Source organism: Arachidicoccus terrestris, assembly GCF_020042345.1.
Lineage (GTDB): Bacteria > Bacteroidota > Bacteroidia > Chitinophagales > Chitinophagaceae > Arachidicoccus > Arachidicoccus terrestris.
Genome location: NZ_CP083387.1, coordinates 194,537 through 216,150, shown reverse-complemented (window position 1 = coordinate 216,150; position 21,614 = coordinate 194,537). Strand labels below are relative to the sequence as shown.

General features: G+C 45.7%; 17 protein-coding genes. 15 read left to right on the top strand and 2 right to left on the bottom strand.

Annotated elements, in window-relative coordinates:
* The first annotated feature begins 417 nt into the window (after window positions 1–417).
* The 8 genes from K9M52_RS00740 to K9M52_RS00705 all read left to right on the top strand — a co-directional run bounded on the left by K9M52_RS00740 (window position 418) and on the right by K9M52_RS00705 (window position 12,596).
* Window positions 418–3,504, top strand: coding sequence for a SusC/RagA family TonB-linked outer membrane protein (locus K9M52_RS00740; protein WP_224070157.1), 3,087 nt, complete (start codon window positions 418–420; stop codon window positions 3,502–3,504).
* Between the two features lie 19 nt (window positions 3,505–3,523).
* The gene (locus tag K9M52_RS00735) at window positions 3,524–5,095 is read left to right on the top strand and encodes a RagB/SusD family nutrient uptake outer membrane protein (RefSeq protein ID WP_224070156.1); all 1,572 of its coding nucleotides are present in this window, start codon (window positions 3,524–3,526) and stop codon (window positions 5,093–5,095) included.
* A gap of 271 nt (window positions 5,096–5,366) precedes the next feature.
* On the top strand, window positions 5,367–7,949 hold the full coding sequence (locus tag K9M52_RS00730; protein WP_224070155.1) for a phosphocholine-specific phospholipase C: 2,583 nt from the start codon (window positions 5,367–5,369) through the stop codon (window positions 7,947–7,949).
* Window positions 7,950–7,983: 34 nt separating this feature from the next.
* Window positions 7,984–8,952 (top strand): glycerophosphodiester phosphodiesterase family protein, encoded by a 969-nt coding sequence (locus tag K9M52_RS00725; protein ID WP_224070154.1) that lies wholly within the window; start codon window positions 7,984–7,986, stop codon window positions 8,950–8,952.
* A 24-nt stretch (window positions 8,953–8,976) separates the two neighbouring features.
* Window positions 8,977–10,008 carry an HAD family hydrolase gene (locus tag K9M52_RS00720; protein ID WP_224070153.1) on the top strand — a complete coding sequence of 344 codons (1,032 nt, stop codon included), beginning with the start codon at window positions 8,977–8,979 and terminating at the stop codon, window positions 10,006–10,008.
* A 336-nt stretch (window positions 10,009–10,344) separates the two neighbouring features.
* The gene (locus K9M52_RS00715) at window positions 10,345–10,653 is read left to right on the top strand and encodes a hypothetical protein (protein ID WP_224070152.1); all 309 of its coding nucleotides are present in this window, start codon (window positions 10,345–10,347) and stop codon (window positions 10,651–10,653) included.
* Window positions 10,654–10,656: 3 nt separating this feature from the next.
* Entirely contained in the window at window positions 10,657–11,181 is a 525-nt protein-coding gene (locus K9M52_RS00710) for a nucleotidyl transferase AbiEii/AbiGii toxin family protein (protein ID WP_224070151.1), read from the top strand.
* 260 nt (window positions 11,182–11,441) lie between these two features.
* Complete coding sequence (locus tag K9M52_RS00705; protein ID WP_224070150.1) at window positions 11,442–12,596, top strand: glycoside hydrolase family 88/105 protein; 1,155 nt, start codon at window positions 11,442–11,444, stop codon at window positions 12,594–12,596.
* A 68-nt stretch (window positions 12,597–12,664) separates the two neighbouring features.
* On the opposite strand, the gene K9M52_RS00700 is transcribed toward K9M52_RS00705, so the two are convergent.
* Complete coding sequence (locus tag K9M52_RS00700) at window positions 12,665–13,357, bottom strand: DUF1345 domain-containing protein (protein WP_224070149.1); 693 nt, start codon at window positions 13,355–13,357, stop codon at window positions 12,665–12,667.
* Window positions 13,358–13,413: 56 nt separating this feature from the next.
* Entirely contained in the window at window positions 13,414–15,750 is a 2,337-nt protein-coding gene (locus K9M52_RS00695) for a beta-N-acetylhexosaminidase (protein ID WP_224070148.1), read from the bottom strand.
* Between the two features lie 112 nt (window positions 15,751–15,862).
* Here K9M52_RS00695 and K9M52_RS00690 point away from each other — a divergent pair, with 112 nt between their 5' ends.
* The 7 genes from K9M52_RS00690 (at window position 15,863) to K9M52_RS00660 (ending at window position 21,509) form a co-directional block, all read left to right on the top strand.
* Window positions 15,863–16,693 (top strand): isocitrate lyase/PEP mutase family protein, encoded by an 831-nt coding sequence (locus K9M52_RS00690; RefSeq protein ID WP_224070147.1) that lies wholly within the window; start codon window positions 15,863–15,865, stop codon window positions 16,691–16,693.
* A gap of 210 nt (window positions 16,694–16,903) precedes the next feature.
* Entirely contained in the window at window positions 16,904–17,344 is a 441-nt protein-coding gene (locus K9M52_RS00685; protein ID WP_224070146.1) for a hypothetical protein, read from the top strand.
* A gap of 175 nt (window positions 17,345–17,519) precedes the next feature.
* Window positions 17,520–18,017, top strand: coding sequence for a GNAT family N-acetyltransferase (locus K9M52_RS00680; RefSeq protein WP_224070145.1), 498 nt, complete (start codon window positions 17,520–17,522; stop codon window positions 18,015–18,017).
* 207 nt (window positions 18,018–18,224) lie between these two features.
* A complete protein-coding gene (msrB, locus tag K9M52_RS00675; RefSeq protein ID WP_224070144.1) occupies window positions 18,225–18,692 on the top strand; it encodes a peptide-methionine (R)-S-oxide reductase MsrB in 468 nt (155 codons plus the stop codon).
* 198 nt (window positions 18,693–18,890) lie between these two features.
* Window positions 18,891–19,304: an ester cyclase gene (locus K9M52_RS00670; RefSeq protein ID WP_224070143.1), complete on the top strand. Its 414-nt coding sequence runs from the start codon at window positions 18,891–18,893 to the stop codon at window positions 19,302–19,304.
* Between the two features lie 113 nt (window positions 19,305–19,417).
* Window positions 19,418–20,881 (top strand): pyridoxal phosphate-dependent decarboxylase family protein, encoded by a 1,464-nt coding sequence (locus K9M52_RS00665; protein ID WP_224070142.1) that lies wholly within the window; start codon window positions 19,418–19,420, stop codon window positions 20,879–20,881.
* Between the two features lie 22 nt (window positions 20,882–20,903).
* Window positions 20,904–21,509 (top strand): LOG family protein, encoded by a 606-nt coding sequence (locus K9M52_RS00660; RefSeq protein ID WP_224070141.1) that lies wholly within the window; start codon window positions 20,904–20,906, stop codon window positions 21,507–21,509.
* Window positions 21,510–21,614 lie beyond the last annotated feature (105 nt).

The following is a 21,614-nucleotide window of genomic DNA, read 5'->3' as shown; positions in this document are numbered from 1 at the left end:
GCGGACGAAGGCCGGTTAAGGCCGGTCATAAACCAACACGAATGGGCATTTGAATCAATGACCGTTCGGCTGGAGTGAGATTTGACGGGACAACTGAAATGCACCGCTATGTATCGGGCGGGAAGAGAAAGAAGAGGGATTGTTGCTGCAGTTGGACATGGAGAGGTGATGATGCCGACCGTGATGAAAGTTAATAATTGGATAATACTTATCAGGTTGTTTTGGCTGGTATTTGATGTTTTTTTGTGGCCGCGAAAAATCAGGGAATTGACAATGGCTATCTGCCTTATTGTAAATCTGCCCGGTTAAAACAATAATGACCTATACATCTTATAACACTGTATATTGAATAATACGATTAATTAAGACAAACTCCGTTCCAGCTATTTTCTCTATTTAAACACTAAAGCGTAAATTATGAAATTTACAATTTCCAGGAAAAGAAATTCTGTCAGACCGACGGCAGCCGCGAAACGTATGCTGTTGCTACTGTGCTTTTCCTTATTGAATGTTGTGCTCTTTGCCCAGACGGATGTGTCGGGTAAAGTGCAATCTGCCATTGACGGCAACCCCTTATCAGGTGCTACTGTTCATGTGATGAGCAGTAATCAAAACGCATTGACACGTAGTGACGGATCTTTTACGGTTCCGGCCAAAGACGGGGATTCGATCGCGATCAGCATGATTGGCTATCTGAGCCAGACGGTGGTGGTAACTGGTAGCTCCCTTGGCACCATCTCCTTGCAGGAAGATGCCAATGACCTGGCCAATGTCGTTGTTGTCGGATATGGTACGCAAAAAAAGGTCAACCTGACCGGTGCTGTTACGACCGTTGACATGACAGAAAAAGAAGGACAACCCATTACCAATGCCAGTAATGCATTGCATGGTACGCCAGGGCTTTTTGTGAACCTGTCCAATAGCCAGCCGGGCGTCGATCGCGCAACGATCCGTATCAGGGGGATCGGTACCTTAAATAACAATGACCCACTAGTGCTGGTGGATGGAGTGGAATACTCCCTGGATGAGCTCAATCCCAGTGATATTGCGACGGTGACCGTGTTAAAAGATGCGTCTGCCGCTATCTATGGCTCCAGAGCCAGCAACGGGGTGATTTTGGTGACCACCAAGACCGGCAGTGGTAAAGCCAAAGTAAACTATAATTACTACATCGGCTCCCAGAAGCCAACGTACATGCCGGATGCCATTTGGGATCCGATCAAATATATGAAGCTGAAGAACCAGGCGCTGATCAATGAAGGCAAGGATAAGGTCGATTATTCTGACGAGGAGATCGCAGAATACCAGGCCGGCCTGAAAACGGATCCTTTTACCTATCCTTCCAGTAACTGGTTTGATATTGCCTTGAAGAACGGACAGATACAGAAGCATGATGTCAGTGTTTCGGGCGGGACCGACAAGTCTAACTACCGTTTATCGCTGGGGGTATTGGACAGAGACGGTATTATCATTGGTCCAGGCAATAGCGAGAAGAAATATTCCGTTGGGCTGAATACAAGTTTTCGCATCACCAAAAGGCTGACGGTAGGCATGATGCTCGATGGCTATTACAGAAAGTATACCACACCTTTTTATACGAATTTCTGGAGTTACCTGATGCGCTCCCTGCCAATTTTGACAGACACATTGAAAGATGGCCGTTACGGGAATTCCTGGATGCGTACACCTGGCAGAAACAACTGGGAGAATCCCAGAATGATCGCCTATACGGGGTATGGACATAAAACCGTACAGCGTTTTGTGGCCAGTGCCTTTGCCAAGTATGAACTTCCTTTCGGTATTACGTATAATGCCAAGTATGGTGTTGATAAATATGACGGATTGCTGGAAGAGTTTACACCGCAGGTTAAAACCTGGAACCCCAAAACAGATGCCTTTATCAACTGGAATAGCCCGGCTACAGCCCCTCGTTCGTCTAATACGGACTATAATGAGCTGAATGTGCATTTTTATCACACCCTGGACTGGGCGAAAACATTTGGGCAGGATCATCACCTGACCGTCATGATCGGTAACAGTTATGATCATTTTGAAACCAAAGGATTTGATGCCACCATGATCGGCTATCTGGATGGTACATTAACGGCGCTGGATGCGGGTTCTGAGCGTTATGACATAGGCGGTAAAAGTTCAGAAGATGCTTTGATTTCTTATTTTGGAAGGGTAAATTATGATTATAAGGGTAAATACCTCTTACAAGGTATTATCCGCTCTGACGGATCGGCCAGATTTGGTCCGGGCAGACGCTGGGGGCAGTATCCGGGACTTTCAGCCGGATGGCGCATTGACAAGGAGGGCTTCTTCCCCTGGAAAAATGCCTTTGATCTGCTCAAGCTGCGGGCTTCTTACGGTAAAACGGGTAATCAGGCAGTGCCCTTAAATAGTTATGAAAATTCCATTGATCTTGGACAGGATTATAGCTTTGATGGAACGCTGGCTTCCGGCGCGGCATCAACCGCCTATGTGGACCCTTCTATTACCTGGGAGACGACTACGAACTATAATCTCGGTTTGGATATGGAACTACTCAATCACCGCTTAAATGTGACCGCTGAGATCTATAAGAAAAGGACTTCCCATATTTTGCGCGCAGTAGATATTCCCGATCAGGTAGGCGGGTTAAAAGGACCTCAGCAAAATATCGGGGTCATGGACAATAAAGGATTTGAGATTTCACTGGGATATAACGATCATGCAGGTGACTTTACTTATGGATTCAACGGGAGCTTCTCTTATAACAAGAACGAAGTCGTCGACCTCGATGGCCAGATTCTCTATAATTTGGGCACGAATCTTTCTACCATTACCCAGGAAGGATTACCAATCAATTCCCATTATATCTTAGATGCGATTGGTATCTTCCAAAGTGATGAGGAAGTGGCCAACAGCCCTTTCCAGTCCAACAGTACAAAGGCCGGTTATATCAAATACCGGGACGTAAATAAAGATGGTATTATTAATGCGGACGATCGCGTCATCATTAAGTCTTCATCTGAAATACCAAAATATACCTATGGTTTCAGTATTAACATGGGTTATAAGGGACTGACATTAAGTGCTGATTTTCAGGGAGTAGGAGGCATTAAAGTCTATCCCGAAGGAAACCTTACGTTTCCGTTTAATAACGGCGCGGGCGCTACCTGGGAATGGGCGACAGATGCCTGGACGCCGGAGAATCCCAATGCCAGATTGCCGATTGTCACCACCAGTACCGGTGGCCAGGATAATTTCAAGGATTCCGATTTTTGGTTAAAAGACGGTTCTTACCTGCGGATGAAAAATATTCAATTGGCCTATCAGCTGCCGGCCAAATGGATGAGCCGGCTTAAGATCACTGGCCTGTCAGTCTATATTAACGCGGAAAACTATCTGACCTTCTCCAAGTATAAAGACTTTGATCCAGAGACGGCGCTTAACGTTAGTTCCCTCTATCATTATCCAATGCTGAAAACACTGAGCGCCGGCGCGAGGATCACTTTCTAAACCTAAAAAACTTATAGCGATGCAAATTAGAAATATAATTGTAATGGCGGCAGGCCTTTCACTGGCACTGGCCAGTTGCAGCAAAAGCCTGTTGGACACTTCGCCCGATAATAAATATGTGGAAAGTAATTTCTGGAAATCAGAAGCGGCCGTGAATGCCGCACTAACCGGATGTTACGAGATATTGACGACTTCCGGACTATTCGGCGGAGAAGCCACACCTTTATGGGAAGAGACGGCTACGCCTAATGCTTATAACTATAGCAATGCCATGGGCTTTAATTTTATTGCGGAAGGTAAGCAAGAGTCGGCCAGTACCGGCATTATCCCTTCTCGTTACCATGATTGCTATTCTGGTATCGGGCGCTGCAATACCTTTCTGGCGCATGCCGGCCAAGTCCCTATTGAGGCTGATGTTTTTGACAGAATGCGTGGCGAAGTCCATTTTTTAAGAGCCTTGTATTATTTTGAACTGGAGAACTATTATGGCGGTGTTCCGTTGATACTGGATCCGCCTGATAAGGAAGCGCAGGCCGATCTGCCACGTACGCCAAGAGAAGAGGTCGTGGCGCAGGTAATAAAAGATTTGGACAGTGCGGCCATTTTGTTGCCACTTAAATACAGTGGAGATGATATAGGCAGGGCGACCAAGGGCGCGGCCTTAAGTCTCAAGGCCAGAGTGTTGCTGTTTGAGGCGAGCCCATTACTCAATACCGGTAACAGTAAAGATAAATGGAAGGCAGCAGCAGATGCTGCCAAGGCGGTAATGCAGCTGGCACCTGACGCCGGTTATGGTTTATTTGACAACTACAGAGCTTTGTTTCTGCCGGCTAACGAGAATAACAAAGAAGTCATTTTTGATGTGCAGTTTATCTATCCGGATCTGGGCACCTCCTTTGATCTGATCGGCAAACAGTATAATACAAATGCGCCTTTGCTGGATCTGGCAGAGGCCTATGAAATGAAGTCCGGCCTGCCTATTACGGATCCAACTTCGGGATATAATAAAGATAAACCTTATGAAAACAGGGACCCAAGGCTATATGCGACCATTGTTTATCCGGGCGATACATTCATGGGTGAAACGGTGACGGATAGCCGTTTTGCGATTACTGGTTACGGCATGAAAAAATATACGATCTATGATAAAGAGAAGCCGCCAAAAGATCTGAATGATTTAAAAGGTGGCCAGTCAGAAACCAATTATATCGTCTTAAGATATGCGGATATCCTGCTGATGTATGCGGAAGCGCAAAATGAAGCAAGCGGACCTGATGCAACGGTACTGGATGCCATCAATCAGGTACGGGCAAGAGTGGATATGCCACCTCTTTCCGGGAGTTATGATCAGGTGGCACTGCGTAAGGCGATTCATCTGGAAAGACGTGTGGAATTTGCAGGAGAAGGGTTGTATTATAATGATATCCGTCGATGGAAAACGGCGGAGAAAGACTTAAACACAAAGATTTACACCTACAATCATGAGTCTATCGAAACCAGAAGTTTTGATCCGGCCAGAGATTACTGGTGGCCTATACCACAGGTGCAAAGAGACCTGAACCCGAATCTGGAACAAATGCCCGGTTACTAATGGTAACAGGATATTTAGACGACCCATTCAAAAGGGGGTGCAATTGTAGTTAAATGGGAGGCCTGCCTTTTCGGTACCGTATGGGGTTACCGGAGGGCAGGTTATCCATTTTGTAATTGAAATGTAAATCGAATTCAAATGGGTTAAGGACCGAAGAAAAATTAATGTATATTGAGGACAAAGAAAATCACCCCTGCTGACCTGGAAAGGTATCTTTTTAAACGCGTTTATCTTACACTGCTATTCGGATAGCAAAAAAAAGTAATTGACTATGGACTCAAGGAGAGAATTCTTAAAAAAAGCCATGTTGCTTTCCGGGGCGGCCGGTGTTGCATCGTCCGTACCTGCCTCGATTAAAAAAGCATTGGCCATCGATCCCGAAGAAGGGAGCGATTTTTATCAGGCGGAACATGTGGTCATCCTGATGCAGGAGAATAGAGCTTTTGATCATTGTTTTGGCGCATTAAGAGGCGTCAGGGGCTTTAATGATCCCAGAGTGATTACCCTGCCTGACGGAAACCCGGTCTGGCTACAGAAAAATAAAAAAGGGGAGACCTATGTACCTTTTCGCTTTAGTATAGAAGACAGTAAAATAACCTGGATGGGATCTGTTCCCCATTCAAGAGCGAGCCAGGTAGATGCCAATAACCTTGGGAAATATGACGGCTGGCTGGAAGCCAAGAAGTCAGGCAATCCGCAATACCGGCATATGCCGCTGACTCTGGGACATTATAACAGAGAGGACCTTCCTTTTAATTATGCTTTGGCGGATGCCTTCACGATCTGTGACCAGCATTACTGTTCTGCCATGACCAGCACCTGGCCTAACCGCTTATATCTCTGGAGCGGTACTATCAGAGAGGAGAAAAACAGTGATTCGAAGACCTATATCAGAAATGAGATACCATATGGAGAAGCCAGATGGACGACCATGCCGGAGCATCTGGAGAAGCAGGGCATTTCTTGGAAAGTGTATCAAAATGACCTCTCAACGGCGGGAAGCTACAAAGGTAATGAGCGCGCATGGCTATCCAACTTTGGCTGCAACCCTTTAGAGTTCCTGGCTCAATACAACATCCGTTTTCTTCCGGCTTATATCAAGAGTCTGCAGACCCGGGCAGAAAAATTGCAAAAAGAAATTAAAACACTTGAATCGGATCTAGGTAATATTCAGGAGAACTCCGATAAGTGGGACGGCGCAAGAGCGACGATCAAAAAGAAAAAAGAGGTATTGGCCGATGCCCGGCAACAAATGGGCAAATGGACCAAAAGTGGCTTTGAAAAATTAACTGCTTATCAGAAAGCGCTCTTCTATAAGGCGTTTACTATTAATGATGCTGATCCAGATTATAGAAACCTGGTACGTTTGGATTATGATGATAATGGTGAGAAAAGAGAAGTAGAAGTGCCGGGAGGAGATGTACTCTATCAGTTCAGAAAAGATGTTGACAGCGGTAAATTGCCAGCGGTCTCCTGGCTGGTGCCTTCGCAAAATTTTTCCGACCATCCGAGTGCTCCCTGGTATGGTACCTGGCTGACCTCAGAGATTCTGGATATTCTGACCAAGAATCCGGAAGTCTGGAAAAAGACGATTTTTATTCTGACCTACGACGAGAATGACGGTTATTTCGACCATGTCCCGCCCTATGTCGCTCCTGATCCTGAGAATCCGCTTACGGGTGCTGTTTCTCCCGATATCAGGGAAACTGCCGCGGAACAGGTCCGGCTCAAGAACGAACTGCGTGACGGCATTAATAAAAAAGGTGCCAGGGGTGGCCCGATTGGCCTTGGCTTTAGAGTGCCGATGATCATTGCTTCTCCCTGGACCAGAGGCGGGAAGGTATGCTCACAGGTGCTGGATCATACTTCCCCTCTACAGTTTTTGGAAAAATTTGTACAGAAAAAATTTGGGAAGAAAATTGTACAAGACACCATCACAGATTGGCGACGGGCGGTATGTGGTGATTTGACGGCTGCCTTTACCAAATTTGAGAAGGCAGGTAAAGAACCGTTACCTTTCCTTGACAGGGATCAGTTTGTACAGCGTATCTATAATGCCAAGTTTAAAAAAGAACCGACAGGATATAAGGCATTGACGGATGAAGAGATCAAAGAAATTATCCTACATCCGGAAGCGTCAAAATGGATGCCCGCACAGGAGCCTGGCGTCAGGCCCTCTCTAGCGTTGCCCTATGAACTCTACGCAGATGGGATGTTCAGTAAGACAGATAAGAAAATCGGTATTCAGATGAAAGCCGGTAAACAGGTTTTTGGTACAAAAGCGGCGGGGGCACCTTTTATGGTTTATGCTCACGGCGGCTACTTGACTGAAGCTGCCGAAAGAGGCGCTGCCAAAGATTATGAGCCGGTTCGGGTATGGCATTTTGCCGTTACGGCCGGTAGTGAACTGAACCATGAGTGGCCACTGGAATGCTTTTCTTCTGATCAGTATGATCTCAGGTTATATGGACCCAATGGCTTTTATCGCGGATTAAAAGGTTCTTTAAAGGATCCGGCCATTCATATGAGTTTACAATACGAGCCTAAGCGGATGATGAGCCGTTCGCTGACCGGAAATCTGGTTTTAAAACTCCGCAATGCGGACAGTGTTTATTCTCAGGCGCTCGAGATTGTGGATAATGCCTACGGTAAGGGCAAGATGCAAAAAAGACTAGGGGCCGGCGCACAGACAGATTTAGTGATCAGCTTAAAGGACAGTCAGGGTTGGTATGACTTTACGATCAAAGTGACGGGCAATGACAGTTTTGAACGTCGTTATGCCGGGAGAGTGGAGACGGGCAAACCGTCTGTTTCAGATCCGCAAATGGCCGGTAAAGAGGGTCGTAAAGCCTAAAATATATTATTGAACCAGCTTAATCGTTTTATCAATGAAAAAAAATAGAAACCTGTTGAGGATACCTGTATCGGGCACTGCTAAAAGAAAAAAAATCGCTTACGCTGCCGTTATCTTGTTGTTGTCTGCCGGGCTGCCGGGCTTGAACGCCTGCAATAGTGCGGCGGACAATCATCCGTTGGATGCGTTTGATGCCCAGGCCCATCGGGGCGGGAGAGGGTTAATGCCGGAAAATACAATAGCCAGCGAAAAAAATGCGATTGATTTTAATTCCACCCTTGAAATGGACCTACAGATGTCTAAAGACAGCCAGGTGGTTGTCTCTCATGATGCTTATTTTAATGCAGACTTTTGCCTGACGCCGGAGGGAAAGACGATGGATAAAAAAGATGGCCGGAGTCGGTTACTTTTTAATATGACCTATGACTCCATCCGCAAATATGATGTCGGCCTGAAACCCCATCCGGGTTTTCCGAGGCAAAAGAAGGTGGCCGCTGTGCGGCCACTGCTCTCCGTCTTAATTGACTCTGTGGAGGCCTATGCAAAAACAAAAGGCCATACCAACCATTATAATATTGAGCTCAAGACGAGCCCTAAAGAAGACGGTGTACATTATCCTGATTTAGGGACATACGTTTCCAGGGCACTGCATATCGTCAATGATAAAGGCATTGCGGACAGAACGATGATACAGTCTTTTGATGTCAGGGCCCTTAGAATGGTACATGATTCCTTTCCGGATATTGAAACTTCTTATCTGGTGGGAAAAAATGACACTAATACCGTGCAGGGCTATATCAGTAAATTAGGTTTTACACCGGCGGTCTTTAGCCCGGACTATCATATCGTGACGCCGGATATGGTGGCAGGCTTTCATAAACAAGGCGTAAAAGTTATCCCATGGACACCTAATACGTTAGAAGAGATCCAAAACCTGAAGGATATGGGGGTAGATGGCATCATTACGGATTATCCGGATCTCTATAGCCAGTTAAAAAAATAATTTATTTGATATAATCTTCCAGAAATGACTATAAAGTTTAAAGCTGTTGGGGTCTCCAGCATCATGGAGCTGTTATTGTCTGAAACGAAACGTACAGGCCTGTTTCTCTTGCTGATACTAGGGATAGTCGGATTTGTGACGGCGCAGCCGGCCACATACAGATATACACCTGTCAGCGGATGGTCCGGACAGGTCAATGACAAGCTTGAAGCATTCTTGAATTCAACCAAGGTGATCCAGACAAGAAAAGTGGCCGTATTTGACTGTGACGGAACCTTGTTTGGGCAGGTGCCATATTATTTGGCCGATGAGGCGATCTATGATTATGCTGCGCATCATTATCAGGGAAAAAATGATGCTCGCTCTCAGGAAAAAATGGCTATCATTAAACGGCTGAAGTCGGAGGACAATACCAGCCAGCAATATGTTCAGGACCGGATCGACTTCTTGTCCGGCATGCGCGTAGAAGAAGTGGAAAGAATGGGCAAAGACTGTTTTCATGAAAAATATCAACAGAAATTCTATCCTCAAATGCGGTGCCTGCTGGCTGATTTAAAGGATTATGGCTTCGAAATCTGGGTCGTCAGCGCCTCCCCTGAGCTTTTGTACCAGGGATTTGTGCATGAAGGGCTGGGCATTCCCAAGGATCGGATATTGGGGGTAAAGTCCGTGATCCACCACGATAGCGTTACCAGTCAAATCGTATTTCCTGTGCCACAGGATGGTGGCAAGGCAGACTTGGTACAGACGCAGATAAAAGCGCAGCCTTTATTTGCAGCTGGCAATAGCAGGGGGGACATGGAATTAATGTTAAGTTCAATCGGGCTTAAAATGATTATTAATCCCGATCAGAAAAAAGTAGAAACAGCTGAGAGCGCTGGTCAGATGAAAGGGCATACAGTGCTTGACTTCTGGCGTCAACAGCCGGCTACCGTAATCGTGAGTTGTGAGGACGTGCCCAATTTGCCTAAGGGTGCTACTAATGATACTTATTTTACCACAGCTAAAGAGGGGATAAAGGCCAATGCTGCGCATGCGGCCAACGAATATGAATAGATAAAATATACGGGATGTCAAGTTTGTTGAAGGAGCTCATTGTATTTTGCAGGCGTTAAATTATTTTATCACCTGTTCAAAATATTAAACATGATACAAGGATTTTTGACAGCATTACCTGAGCAGCGTAGACAGGTGTTTACCCAAGCTACGCTACGTTCAGGTGTTCCTCAACAGTTAATGGAGCATGATTGGTGGCAATCTTTTGTGCTCAAAGCAATCTTTCGTTTGCCCATTGCTCCTTATCTTACGCTACATGGCAGTCGTTGCCTGCGCCCCCAGTGAAATGAACCTCCGGTATTAAGCAAATGTATCGATCTGGTCTTTGCCCATGAATTGATCGGCAGATCACCAGTAGAAGCGCCTTCCAAAAGGTACATTAAAAATATCAAGAGAGCGGGCAGCGCTTTCATTGGAAAAGATTTTTGCCACCAGCTCATCCATTATTTGAATGAAGCCCTGATTGGGACAGGTCTTGCGGTCGATGTTCGCCCCGAACCGCTCCCCAGGGACGTCCCGGATAAAAATCCCCGGTGTGTCTATGTGTTTTATCCTTCTTTATTTATAGGAAGGCACACGGGGCATAACACCGGGGTTGTTAAGATTAACGGCACCTTCCTGGCAGCAGCTCAGCAGACGGTTTGAACGATGCAACAGGACCTGTTAACCCCCAATTCGTCTTTTTTAGCCGATCAATCACCAGATTTGGGGTTTATGGTCCGGGCAGTCTCCCCGATGCAGGTACTGACCGAAAAGATGCTGCTACTTCATGAGCTCTATCAGGTTCGGGATCTTCCAGCCAGACTTTTACCGGGTTCCTCCAGGCATTTATATGATATTGTCAGACTGTATGAACAATTACAATCGCAAAAGGCTGTTATTGATGAATCTTTATACAGGGCATTGCGACGACATCGTCAGAACTGGTTTGGGAGAAAGTCAACGGTCTACCGTTCCAGCACCTATAACAAGCTTTGCTTTATTCCACCATGCAACCTTTTAGGTCTGTTAATGGATGACTATAGAAGGCTCAGAAAAGAAGTGCTGTTTGATCAACGGCTGACGTTTCCGGCACTAATTGGTAAAATCCAGCAGATCAATGCCAGTATAAATGGTATTGAATGGCCGTACATGATTGATCAAACGGGCAAAGCTGCTCTGTCTGGTCGATAATCCTTCAAATACCGGTTATTCGGGAGCAAGGGGAGTTGTCAAAAAGGCAATTCCCCTTCTTTTAGCCGGGAAATCAGTAATTTGCTTTTGCGTACCCAAAATACTTTGTTTATTTTTGCAGCATTCCTGTGTTAATGGCATTGCAGATCATTTAATATGAAATGTCTTTTGTGTAAACTGGTTTTTGTTTCGGATGTGCTATTGATTTGCAGGAAGTACAAAATGGTTAATCTGTTCAAATTAACGAAGTCAATCCATTTATGAAAAGCAGATTTTTAACTACAGCCACTTCTTTGGGCATTTTGCTATCACTCGTCCTGATCGGGTGCAAGCCGGCCGCTCTTTATCAATACGGAGCCGCCAAAAACAGCATTAGCTCAAAAAGTATATATGCAGACATGCAGCGTGCCGCTAACTGGCAGATGGACTCAATCAGGCACCGGGGATGGCGTCATCCTATCCAGAACTGGACCAGTGCGGCGCTATACACGGGATTATTAGCCTGGCAGGAGGTGTCAAGCGATTCTGCGACACTGGCATTCTTGACAAACATCGCTGATAGTCTTCAGTGGAAACTTAAATCCGGGCCGGACCGTTATCATGCGGATAATTATTGTATCGGCCAGCTATATTGCAGACTCTACGAATTACACAAGGATCCTGTCAGAATTGCGGATTTAAAAGCATTGGCAGACACGCTAAAAAACAGACCCCATACAGAGTCCCTTGAATGGAAAAATAATATAGGCCTCAGGGAATGGGCTTGGTGTGACGCGCTTTTTATGGGACCACCGCCTTTAGCCATGTTGGCAAAAGTTGCCAATGACCGCAATTATATGAATCTTGTAGATAAATTATGGTGGCGTACATCTGATTACCTGTATGATAAAAATGAGCGACTCTTTTACAGAGACAGCCGTTACTTTACTAAGAAGGAGAAGAATGGACAAAAGGTATTCTGGTCCAGAGGTAATGCCTGGGTGATGGCCGGCCTGGCCAGGGTCCTGGAATATATGCCTGAAGATTATTGGGACAGGAGATACTGGGTGGCGCAGTTCAGAGATATGGCCAGCAGAATTTCCGGGTTGCAGCAGGCGGATGGTACCTGGCATGCCAGTTTACTGGACCCTGCCAGCTATCCGGGAAAAGAGACGAGTGGAACCGCCTTTTATTGCTATGCCATGGCATGGGGCATCAACCACGGTGTACTGGATGCGAGTGTATATACCTCAACAGTTGACAGGGCCTGGGAGGCACTGGTCGGATGCCTGCATCCTAACGGTATGCTGGGATTCGCGCAGCCTATTGGCGCAGCACCGGGATATGTCAATTATGATGATACAGAACTCTATGCTGTAGGGGCTTTTCTGCTGGCTGGGAAAGAAATGATCACCCTGCACAAAAAGACAGAGTAGCCGGCAGGTCGTCGATTATTATCCGTCAGAAAATTGTCCAAATTTAAGAATTTCCTGGGGTATGTGTCTTATTGCTCAATCAGCCCTGAAATGATGTTGACACTCAAAGCTATTATAGCCGCATTAAAGGCAAAGGAAAATAACCCGTGGATCAGGGCTATCTTTCTGATATGTTTATCCGTTATGTCAACATCTGAGACCTGGAAAGTCATACCAATGGTGAAGGAAACATAGGCAAAATCCATAAAATCCGGCCAATTGGGCGTATCCTCTTCCGGATGGCTCGGAAAATCCAATCCTCCAGCATGTTTATCCTTTTTCTCAAGATCCTTGGCATAATACAGATGTGCATACCGGATAGCAAATAAAGTATGTACGAGTATCCAGGACAGAACCATACAGGCTATTCCACCTGAAAGGTTCAGCGCCTTATATAATTGATCTGATCCGGCGGACAAGATCATCTGAATAACGGAAAACAAGGAAAATAATGCCGCCAGCAGTGATACGATAAAGATATAGACCCTGCTGCCGTCCTGGCGTTGTGCCTCACTGCGGATGCCAGTCGAAGAAACTTTCAGCATCGACCACCAGAGCAAGACCAGCTGGCTCAGGCAAAAAGTATCCCAACTAAGTACGACGTGCGAGGCAGGGGGAACCGGAATAAAAAAGAAAAAGGCTACGGCCAGGACCGAACTGATCATCAGTTTTGCTGTCGCTGATAATTTGCTGCCACTCCTTTTATGTTCTGCTCTTGCCATCTATCAAAAATATTTTAAGCTACAACTTTCCATTTCATAAAGCATGTTTAGTGCCATTAGTAGATCTTTATTTCGTCAGTGAACAGAAATCCTTTATAATTTGGAGCGATCACCCGGATATATCTGGCTTTTCTCCCAGACAGGTCAAAATGGTAATTTTCAAAACCTAATCTTTTTTCAGTCACGGCTGTAGTTGTCTTAACAGTACCCTCTGAAATGAAATTTTTATTGTCATCAGACAGCTTAACTTCCACATAACGAGGCATATATACCCCAGGTCCAATGAGCTGCATATATCGAATATCCAGGCTTTTCAGGTCCGTAGCCATGCCCATATCGATTGTTACGTCCATTTGTTTGCCAAGAAATCCTTGCCAGCGATCATCACTATAGGTCAAGGTGCCTGTTATGCCATCCGTTAAAGTAGCGGCTCCAGCTGCTTTATATCTATTGGAGTAAGGCAAGTTATAGGTCACTTTTTTGCCAATTGCATGGTGATAATCTACCGTGAAACTATCGATACGAATAGAATCATAGTCTGGATTTTTGACAACCGCTTTGACCAGGGTATGCCCTTTTACATAAAATGGGTCTTGATATAATTTACCATTGGCCAATGGGTTAGAGCCATTAGTTGAATAATAAATTGAGGGATTGTACAGCTCGCTGGAGAGCGTGATTCTTATCTGGTCATTCGTTTGGTCGACTTTTTCTTCATGCAATACGACGGGGCGGGGTCTACAGTAATTAACCGATGCCCTTTGTAATAATAAATATTGCTGCTGCATCCGCCTTTGGAAATCACTGAAATCCTGCCGCTCGTACGAGGTCCAGCCGACTTCTGCCAGCGCCAGTGCCCTGGGAAAGAGCATGTAATCCGCATGCTCCTGGCTGGGTACCCATTCGGTAAATAAGTTTGCCTGAACACCAAGTAAATAGGGAGTTTGTTTCTTATTTAAACTATCTGCTGGCAAAGGATTAAAATGATATACTTTTGACAGGGGGATATAGCCACCGATCGTTTCTGGCTCTGTTCGCGGATCGGACTGGTAGTGATCCAGATACAGATATTTGCCGGGCGACATGATTGCATAATGTCCTTTGCGGGCCACTTCAATTCCCGTATGGGGGTTGCGCCAAACCATCACAGCGGCTCCGGGCGCCAGGCCACCCTCTGTGATCTCGTCCCATCCCAACAGTTGCCTGTGGAGGGACGAGAGAAATTTTTCGAGTCGCCTAATTCCATAACTTTGAAGACCTTCCAGGCTTGTAATATTATTTTCCTTCATCAAAACCTTACAGGCTTCGCATTCCTTCCAGGATTTTTTGGAAGCCTCGTCGCCACCAATATGTATAAAGCTGGAAGGGAAAATATCCATCACTTCCGTTAAGACATTTTCCATAAAAGTATAGGTCGAGTCACTACAAACGTTTAGCTCATGGACACCGGCAGCGCTACCCGTTGCAGAAAGGAATGGGTAGGCGGCCAGTACCTCTTCCGCATGTCCGGGAAACTCTATCTCCGGAATAATATTTATGCCGCGGATCGCGGCATAGCGCACGATATCTCTGGCTTCAGCCTGGGAATAATAACCGCCATAACTACCTGGGGCCCCTTCGGCAGCATATTTTCTCCCCGCCTTACTCCAGGCCGTCTGCGGGCCTTGCGGTCTGAAGGCGGCCTTGGACGTTAGCAGGGGGTATTTTTTGATTTCCAGGCGCCATCCGGCGCCATCAGTTAAATGCCAATGAAAGTTATTGAATTTATAGAGCGCCATCACATCAATCAGTTTTTTGATATAGGCCGGTGGAAAGAAATTGCGGGATACATCCAGCATTAATCCTCTGTAGGTAAAACGGGGAAAATCAGCGATGCTGACGGCAGGAATTTTACCTCTATTCCATTGCAACTGCTCTAATTGAAGCAAGGTAAATAACCCGTGAATGCCACCTTCTTTACCTGAAGCTGTGATCGAAATTGTGTTTGAATCCACCTGTAGGAGATAAGCTTCTTTGATGTGATTTTTTAATGTATTTTTATTAATGTAACTGTCTGATTTTATTATATTTGTGAATAATAATGCATCTGAAACTTTATGTAAAGTTATTTGCTTTCTGTCTTGAGCGGTAGTGGGGGTTTTGGGGCTTTTCTTTACGGGTAAATGCCATTTCTCCTTTAGTAAGGCAACGGTGGGTGTCCAATCCTCAGGTGCGTCTATTCTAATGGTTGAATCAATCTCAAAGTTTCCCTGGGACTTTTTTAGGCTGACAGGCTTTGGGATGAGATCGTAATTGGGCGTCATTAATGTTTGTGCCAGGACTGGCTGTGTAATGAGCAGTATACAGAAGCTTACAGTTGCCAGCCGGCGTAGATGGTAGGAAGATGCGTGCATGAAAAAAGACTTAAGTCAGTAAATGTACTACTTTTACAAAGCATCAGGCTGACAGAAAGTTAGTAAAATTAATAAAGATGACTTTTCTTTATACATCAATAAAATAACGACTATGAATCACCTTCAAAGAGCTGCCAGATTTAAAGAATTACATTACCGGCCAGGTCTTTTTGTTTCGGCCAATGCCTGGGACGCAGGATCGGCCCGACTGATGGAGCATATGGGCTTCGAGGCCATCGCTACGACGAGTGCAGGTATGGCTTTCGGTCTGGCTAAACCAGACCAGCCGGGCGAGGTTTCCAGAGAGGACGCATTTAAAAATGCCGGGCAGATACTGGATAGTACCTCACTGCCGGTTTCAGCTGATTTGATGAATGGGTTTGGTGATCATCCGGAGGACTGCGCCATTACGATTAAACTCGCTGCTTCTGCAGGTTTGTCCGGTGCGTCTATAGAAGATGCTACCGGAAAAGCAGAGGATCCGATCTATGCATTTAAGTATGCTGTAGAACGCGTTAAGGCCGCGGTGAATGCCGTAAAGGCGCTGAACCGCCCCTTTATATTGACTGCCAGGGCAGAGAACTTCCTAAGTGGCAGGCAGGACTTAAAGGATACGATAGAAAGACTGATTGCTTTTGCGGAAGCAGGCGCAGATGTATTATTCGCTCCGGGTCTGAGCGCCCTGGAGGATATCACAGCGGTAGTAAAGGCCGTTCAGCCCAAACCTGTCAATGTCTTATTGAGCCTGGACCAGTCTGCGTACGGCCTGAAGGAATTGGAAGCGGTTGGTGTAAAACGGGTAAGCCTGGGTTCAGGTTTATTTAGAGCAGCTTATGGTGCCATGCAGGATATGGCCAGTTCATTTCTGCCGGCCGAAAAGCAACCTCTGTTTAGCCCTGTTAAAACACATGGTGATTTCAATCAACTGTTTGAACGCAGATAAGGGATATTGTATGTGCACCGGCAATGAATCACCCCCGGTGGGGGAATTCCCTTTTTTGAAAGGCCAAAATTTAAGTAATACATTGATGCATAGGAGCATTGGTACAGACTTTGTATTTATCAAATATCTGAACGGTCGATTCGGGGCGTAACCCCCAGATGATGATGTGGAAGATAAATAAACCCGAAAACAATTATTAAAAGCAAGAAGATGAAAAAGATCAACGGATTATTTTTGGCCGCATGTGCCAGTTCACTTATGTTCACTGCATGTGGTGATCATCAGCAGACTGACAGGCAAAACATGGATTCTGCCAGTATCAGCCAGCAGATTGATTCGGCGCAGGCGCGTGTTGATGCGGGGCTGGATACCGCTGCTGCTGCCGTAGGAGCTGCAGCGGACGCAGCAAGTCAAAAGGCCAAGGAGATGGGCGAGGCCGCACAGCAAACAGGAGAACAGGCGAAGGCGGAAGCTGAGGAAGCCGGAAATGACACCAGGTCCGGTCTGAAAAAAGCCTGGGACGGCACTAAGAAAGTTGCCAGCGATGTAGGGGAAGGCGTTAAAAAAGGTGCCCAGACTGTCGGTGAGGCGGCCTCTGACGGTGCTAAAGCCGTTAAAGATGCTGTAGACGGAAAAGATGAAAATGAATAGATGTTATTATTGAGCATTTAAAAAGGTCTGCCCCGGCAGACCTTTTTTTTGGGGACTATTTGCATCGCGCTAAAGAGAGGGAGGACATGTCAACCTTTCTTTTTTTTATTCAAAATAAGGCTTATTTTTAGCTTGGTTTGGGTTGAATTTTTCTTTGAAATTAAAACGCAGTTATATGGCAGCATCTATTCCATTTACATTAGTGCCTTTTAGAGAAAGTGACTACACAGACTACCAGTCCCTGACAACTGATCCACGGATAATGGAGATGATCACCGGTCAGGCCCTGGATGAAACTGAAAGCCGGGCGCATTTTGACCGGGTGCTGCAGCAAAATCAAATTGCACCGGGCTTTGGGAATTTTAAAATTATCAACGAGGATAATAATGCATTTATAGGTCTGGCCAAACTGGTACTACATAATCCTGACGATAGGGAAGTAGAGATCGGCTTCATGTTACTGGAAACTTACTGGGGGAAGGGCATCGCTTCTGCGGCAACCCGGCAGTTGATCGATTTTGCCCGGACCAAGCCTCAGCTGCTGCGGGTAAAAGCTATTTTAGACCCCCTGAACAAGGCTTCCAGAAAAATCCTTGTGGGCGAAGGCTTTGTTTCTGAGTTTGTTGGTGAAATAGACGGACTTCCGGGTGAAGTGATGAACCTGGTTCTCTAAAAGAAAACCCAAAAACACCAGGTCGGATCAGTCGCTGTGGCCAATTTAGGGTTTTGTTGCCAGTCAGGTACCACTCTTTGTTGTAAATTGTGGAGTGAAATGAATTGTATGCAATGCTTAATTAACATTCAGAAAATATCCCTGCTGTACTGTGCACTGCTTTTCTCAATGGCGAGTTGCGCCGGACAGGGAACTAAAAATCAACATATGGAAAATTCAGTAACACAGTCGGGCAAAACAACCGGGCATGAAAACAATCCTTATTATTCCAGAACGGATACGGAGGTGTTGCATGTCAGTAATGAAGAGTGGAAAAAGATACTGCCACCGGACTTATATAATGTGGCCAGGGAACAGGGGACGGAGGCGCCTTTTAAAGGGAAGTATTGGAATAGTGACCAGATCGGCACCTATTACTGTGCCGTTTGTGGTAATAAACTTTTTGATTCCGATGCAAAATTTGCCAGCTCCTGCGGATGGCCCAGCTTTTTTGAAACAGCCAGAAAGGATGCCGTTGTCTATAAAGAAGATTATTCTCATGGTATGCATCGGATAGAAGTTGAATGTGGCAGATGCCACTCTCATTTAGGGCATATTTTTGATGACGGTCCTGCTCCAACGCACAAAAGGTATTGTATGAACTCTGTCTCACTGGACTTTGAGCCGCATAACTGAGTAGCAAAAGAGAAGGTACGATGATAATTAACAAAAGGGTAGGCAAGCAGATATTGTCTACCCTTTGTTATTAGTAGCCGTCTTCTCATGTCTTGTGAACCGAATAACAAAACAAAAAGAGCTGCCTGGCAAAGCAGCTAAAAAGGGGAGTGTCTAAATTTGCTCCGTTATTTAAATTATAAGATCAAAACAATTTTAATGAAAGCAGTTCAAGAATTGAGTGTAAATAAGGCAGTGGTGCTGAGGTTCAATAAAGAGTTGATGGAAGATTGTAATACGGAAGCATTAGAGAAGTTGGTGGCTGATGATTTTATCAACCATACGGCTGCCGGCACGGTGGCTAAGGATCGGCAGGGACTGATGCGGTTTATAACGCTCCTGCATACGGGGTTCTCTGATTTCAGGGTGGAAATACATGAACAGGTAGAAGAGGGAGACGTTGTGGCCAGTCGCAAAACAATCTATGCCAGGCATACCGGAGAGATAATGGGACATGCTCCTACAGGCAAGGTCGTTGAATTCAAAGTCATGGATTTTGTCCGGCTCCGGGAGGGTAAATATATTGAGCACTGGGGGCAAAATAACGTGATGCAGGTGATCGGGACCTTGTAAAGCTCTTCTTGAAACCAGGCCGGGAATGCCAGACAGATGTACTGTCGGTCTGGAAACGACCGTTAGCCGGATATTCCAGGTGTTACCTATCTTTGGTGGACAAATCAATCATCATGGGAGCAATTAATATCGAAGAAGAAAGAGATGACTATAATCATAATAATGCACTCAACTTTGATAAGCAGCAGTGGAATGGACTTTTAGAACAGGTAAAGCAAGCAGCTTTGTCGTATCTATTACAAATGGACAAGCAACCGGTCTGTGTGGATCCTGCTTTGCCCCTGCCACAAAAAACCGGGCTTTCTCAAAAGGGCCTGGGAACTGAGAATGTATTGAAGCTTTTCAAAGAAACCTGGACACCGCATCTGGTAGGCTCCAGCGGGCCGCGTTATGTAGGTTTTGTGACCGGTGGCGTGACTCCCGCTGCCTTGGCAGGAGACTGGTTGACCAGTGTCTGGGATCAAAATACGCAGGCGGTATCCGGGCAGGGAGATGTTTCTGCCCGTCTGGAGATGGCAACCGTTGATTTATTAAAAGAACTACTGCATCTGCCCGAGGATTTTATGGGGGGCTTTGTGACAGGGGCAACCATGTCCAATTTTACCTGCCTGGGCACGGCCCGGCAATGGTGGGGAGCACAAAAAGGTCTGAATATAGCGCTGGATGGCCTCAAAGAAAACATACCGGTGCTTTCCGCTACTGCACACTCATCCAGCATCAAATGTCTTTCCATGTTAGGGATCGGCAGTGCGAATCTGACCATGGTCAAAATGTCAGAAAATGATCGGGAGATAATGGACATGAGGGATCTGAGCCAGAAAATAATTTCTTTAAAAGGAGCACCCTTTATATTGATATCAAGCGCCGGTACAGTTAATACGGTGGATTTTGATGATTTTAAAGCCATCGGTGCATTAAAGAAAAAATTTAATTTCTGGTGGCACGTGGATGGTGCATTTGGCGGTTTTGCTGCTTGCAGCTCCGCCTATCAACATTTGGTGGCAGGGTGGGAGGAAGCTGACTCCATTACTGTCGATGGACATAAATGGCTGAACGTTCCCTATGACAGTGGTATATTTTTTATCCGCAAAAAACACCACCTGTCTGCCTACAATACTTTTAGAAACTCAAACGCTCCTTATTTAGGGGAAATTGATAATGACACGCTGTTGGATAAAATGAATTATCTGAACTTTTTGCCTGAGAATTCCAGACGATTTCGGGCGCTGCCGGCCTGGTTCAGCCTTATGAGTTATGGCAAGGAAGGCTACCGGCAAATTGTTGAGAATAGTGTGGAAAGAGCCAGGGAACTCTCCGACTGGATTGAAACACAGCCAATGTTACGTTTAGTGGCGCCTACCCGGCTTAACAATATTTGCTTTACATTAAAGGACGGGGCCCCGCTTGCTGTTGATCGTTTTTTATACAAACTCAATAGCGAAGGCGATGTCTTTATGAGTCCGACTGTATACAAAGGTAAAAAAGCGATCCGGGCTTCTTTTGTTAACTGGCAGACTTCCCGTGCCGACATCCGTCGTATTGAAAAAGTGATAGCTAGAACACTGGATCAACTTTAAAACACCCCAAAAACATTTTTATATGCGTCTCAGAAATATCACCGTTTTTTGTGGTTCCAGTGCGGGAACCGACTGTATTTATCAGAACGAAGCCTTTAAGCTGGGTCAAACCCTGGCTCAAAAAGGAGTGGGGCTGGTCTATGGCGGGGCCAAAGTCGGACTGATGGGAGCAGTGGCTGATGGCGCCCTTCAAAATAAAGGGAAGGTCATTGGTGTCATCCCGAGGTTTCTGCAATCAGTGGAGATCGCGCATGAGCGTTTGACGGAATTGATTTTAGTCGAAACGATGCACCAGAGAAAAGCCAAAATGGATGAGCTGTCCGACGGTATTATCGCGCTGGCCGGTGGATTTGGCACGCTGGAAGAACTCTTTGAAATGCTGACCTGGGGCCAGTTAGGCTTACATAAAAAACCGGTTGGGCTGCTGAACACCGATGGTTTTTACGATCAGTTGCTTTTGTTGGCTGATAATATGGTCAATAAGGGCTTTTTGAAGCCCATCAACAGAGATATGCTTTTGGTAGATGCAGACATTGAGAGACTGCTCGACAAAATGCATCAGTATGAGCCGCCACTGGTTGGTAAATGGGTGGCTAAAAACAGAGAAACACTGAAAGACAAGTTGTAAGCTGCGTATTTTATGCCATTTGCTAAAATTAATACATATTTTTTGTAAAATTATTGGGTGAATTACTTATCTTTGTTTCCACAAGGGAAGCCCGCTTTTGCCCGC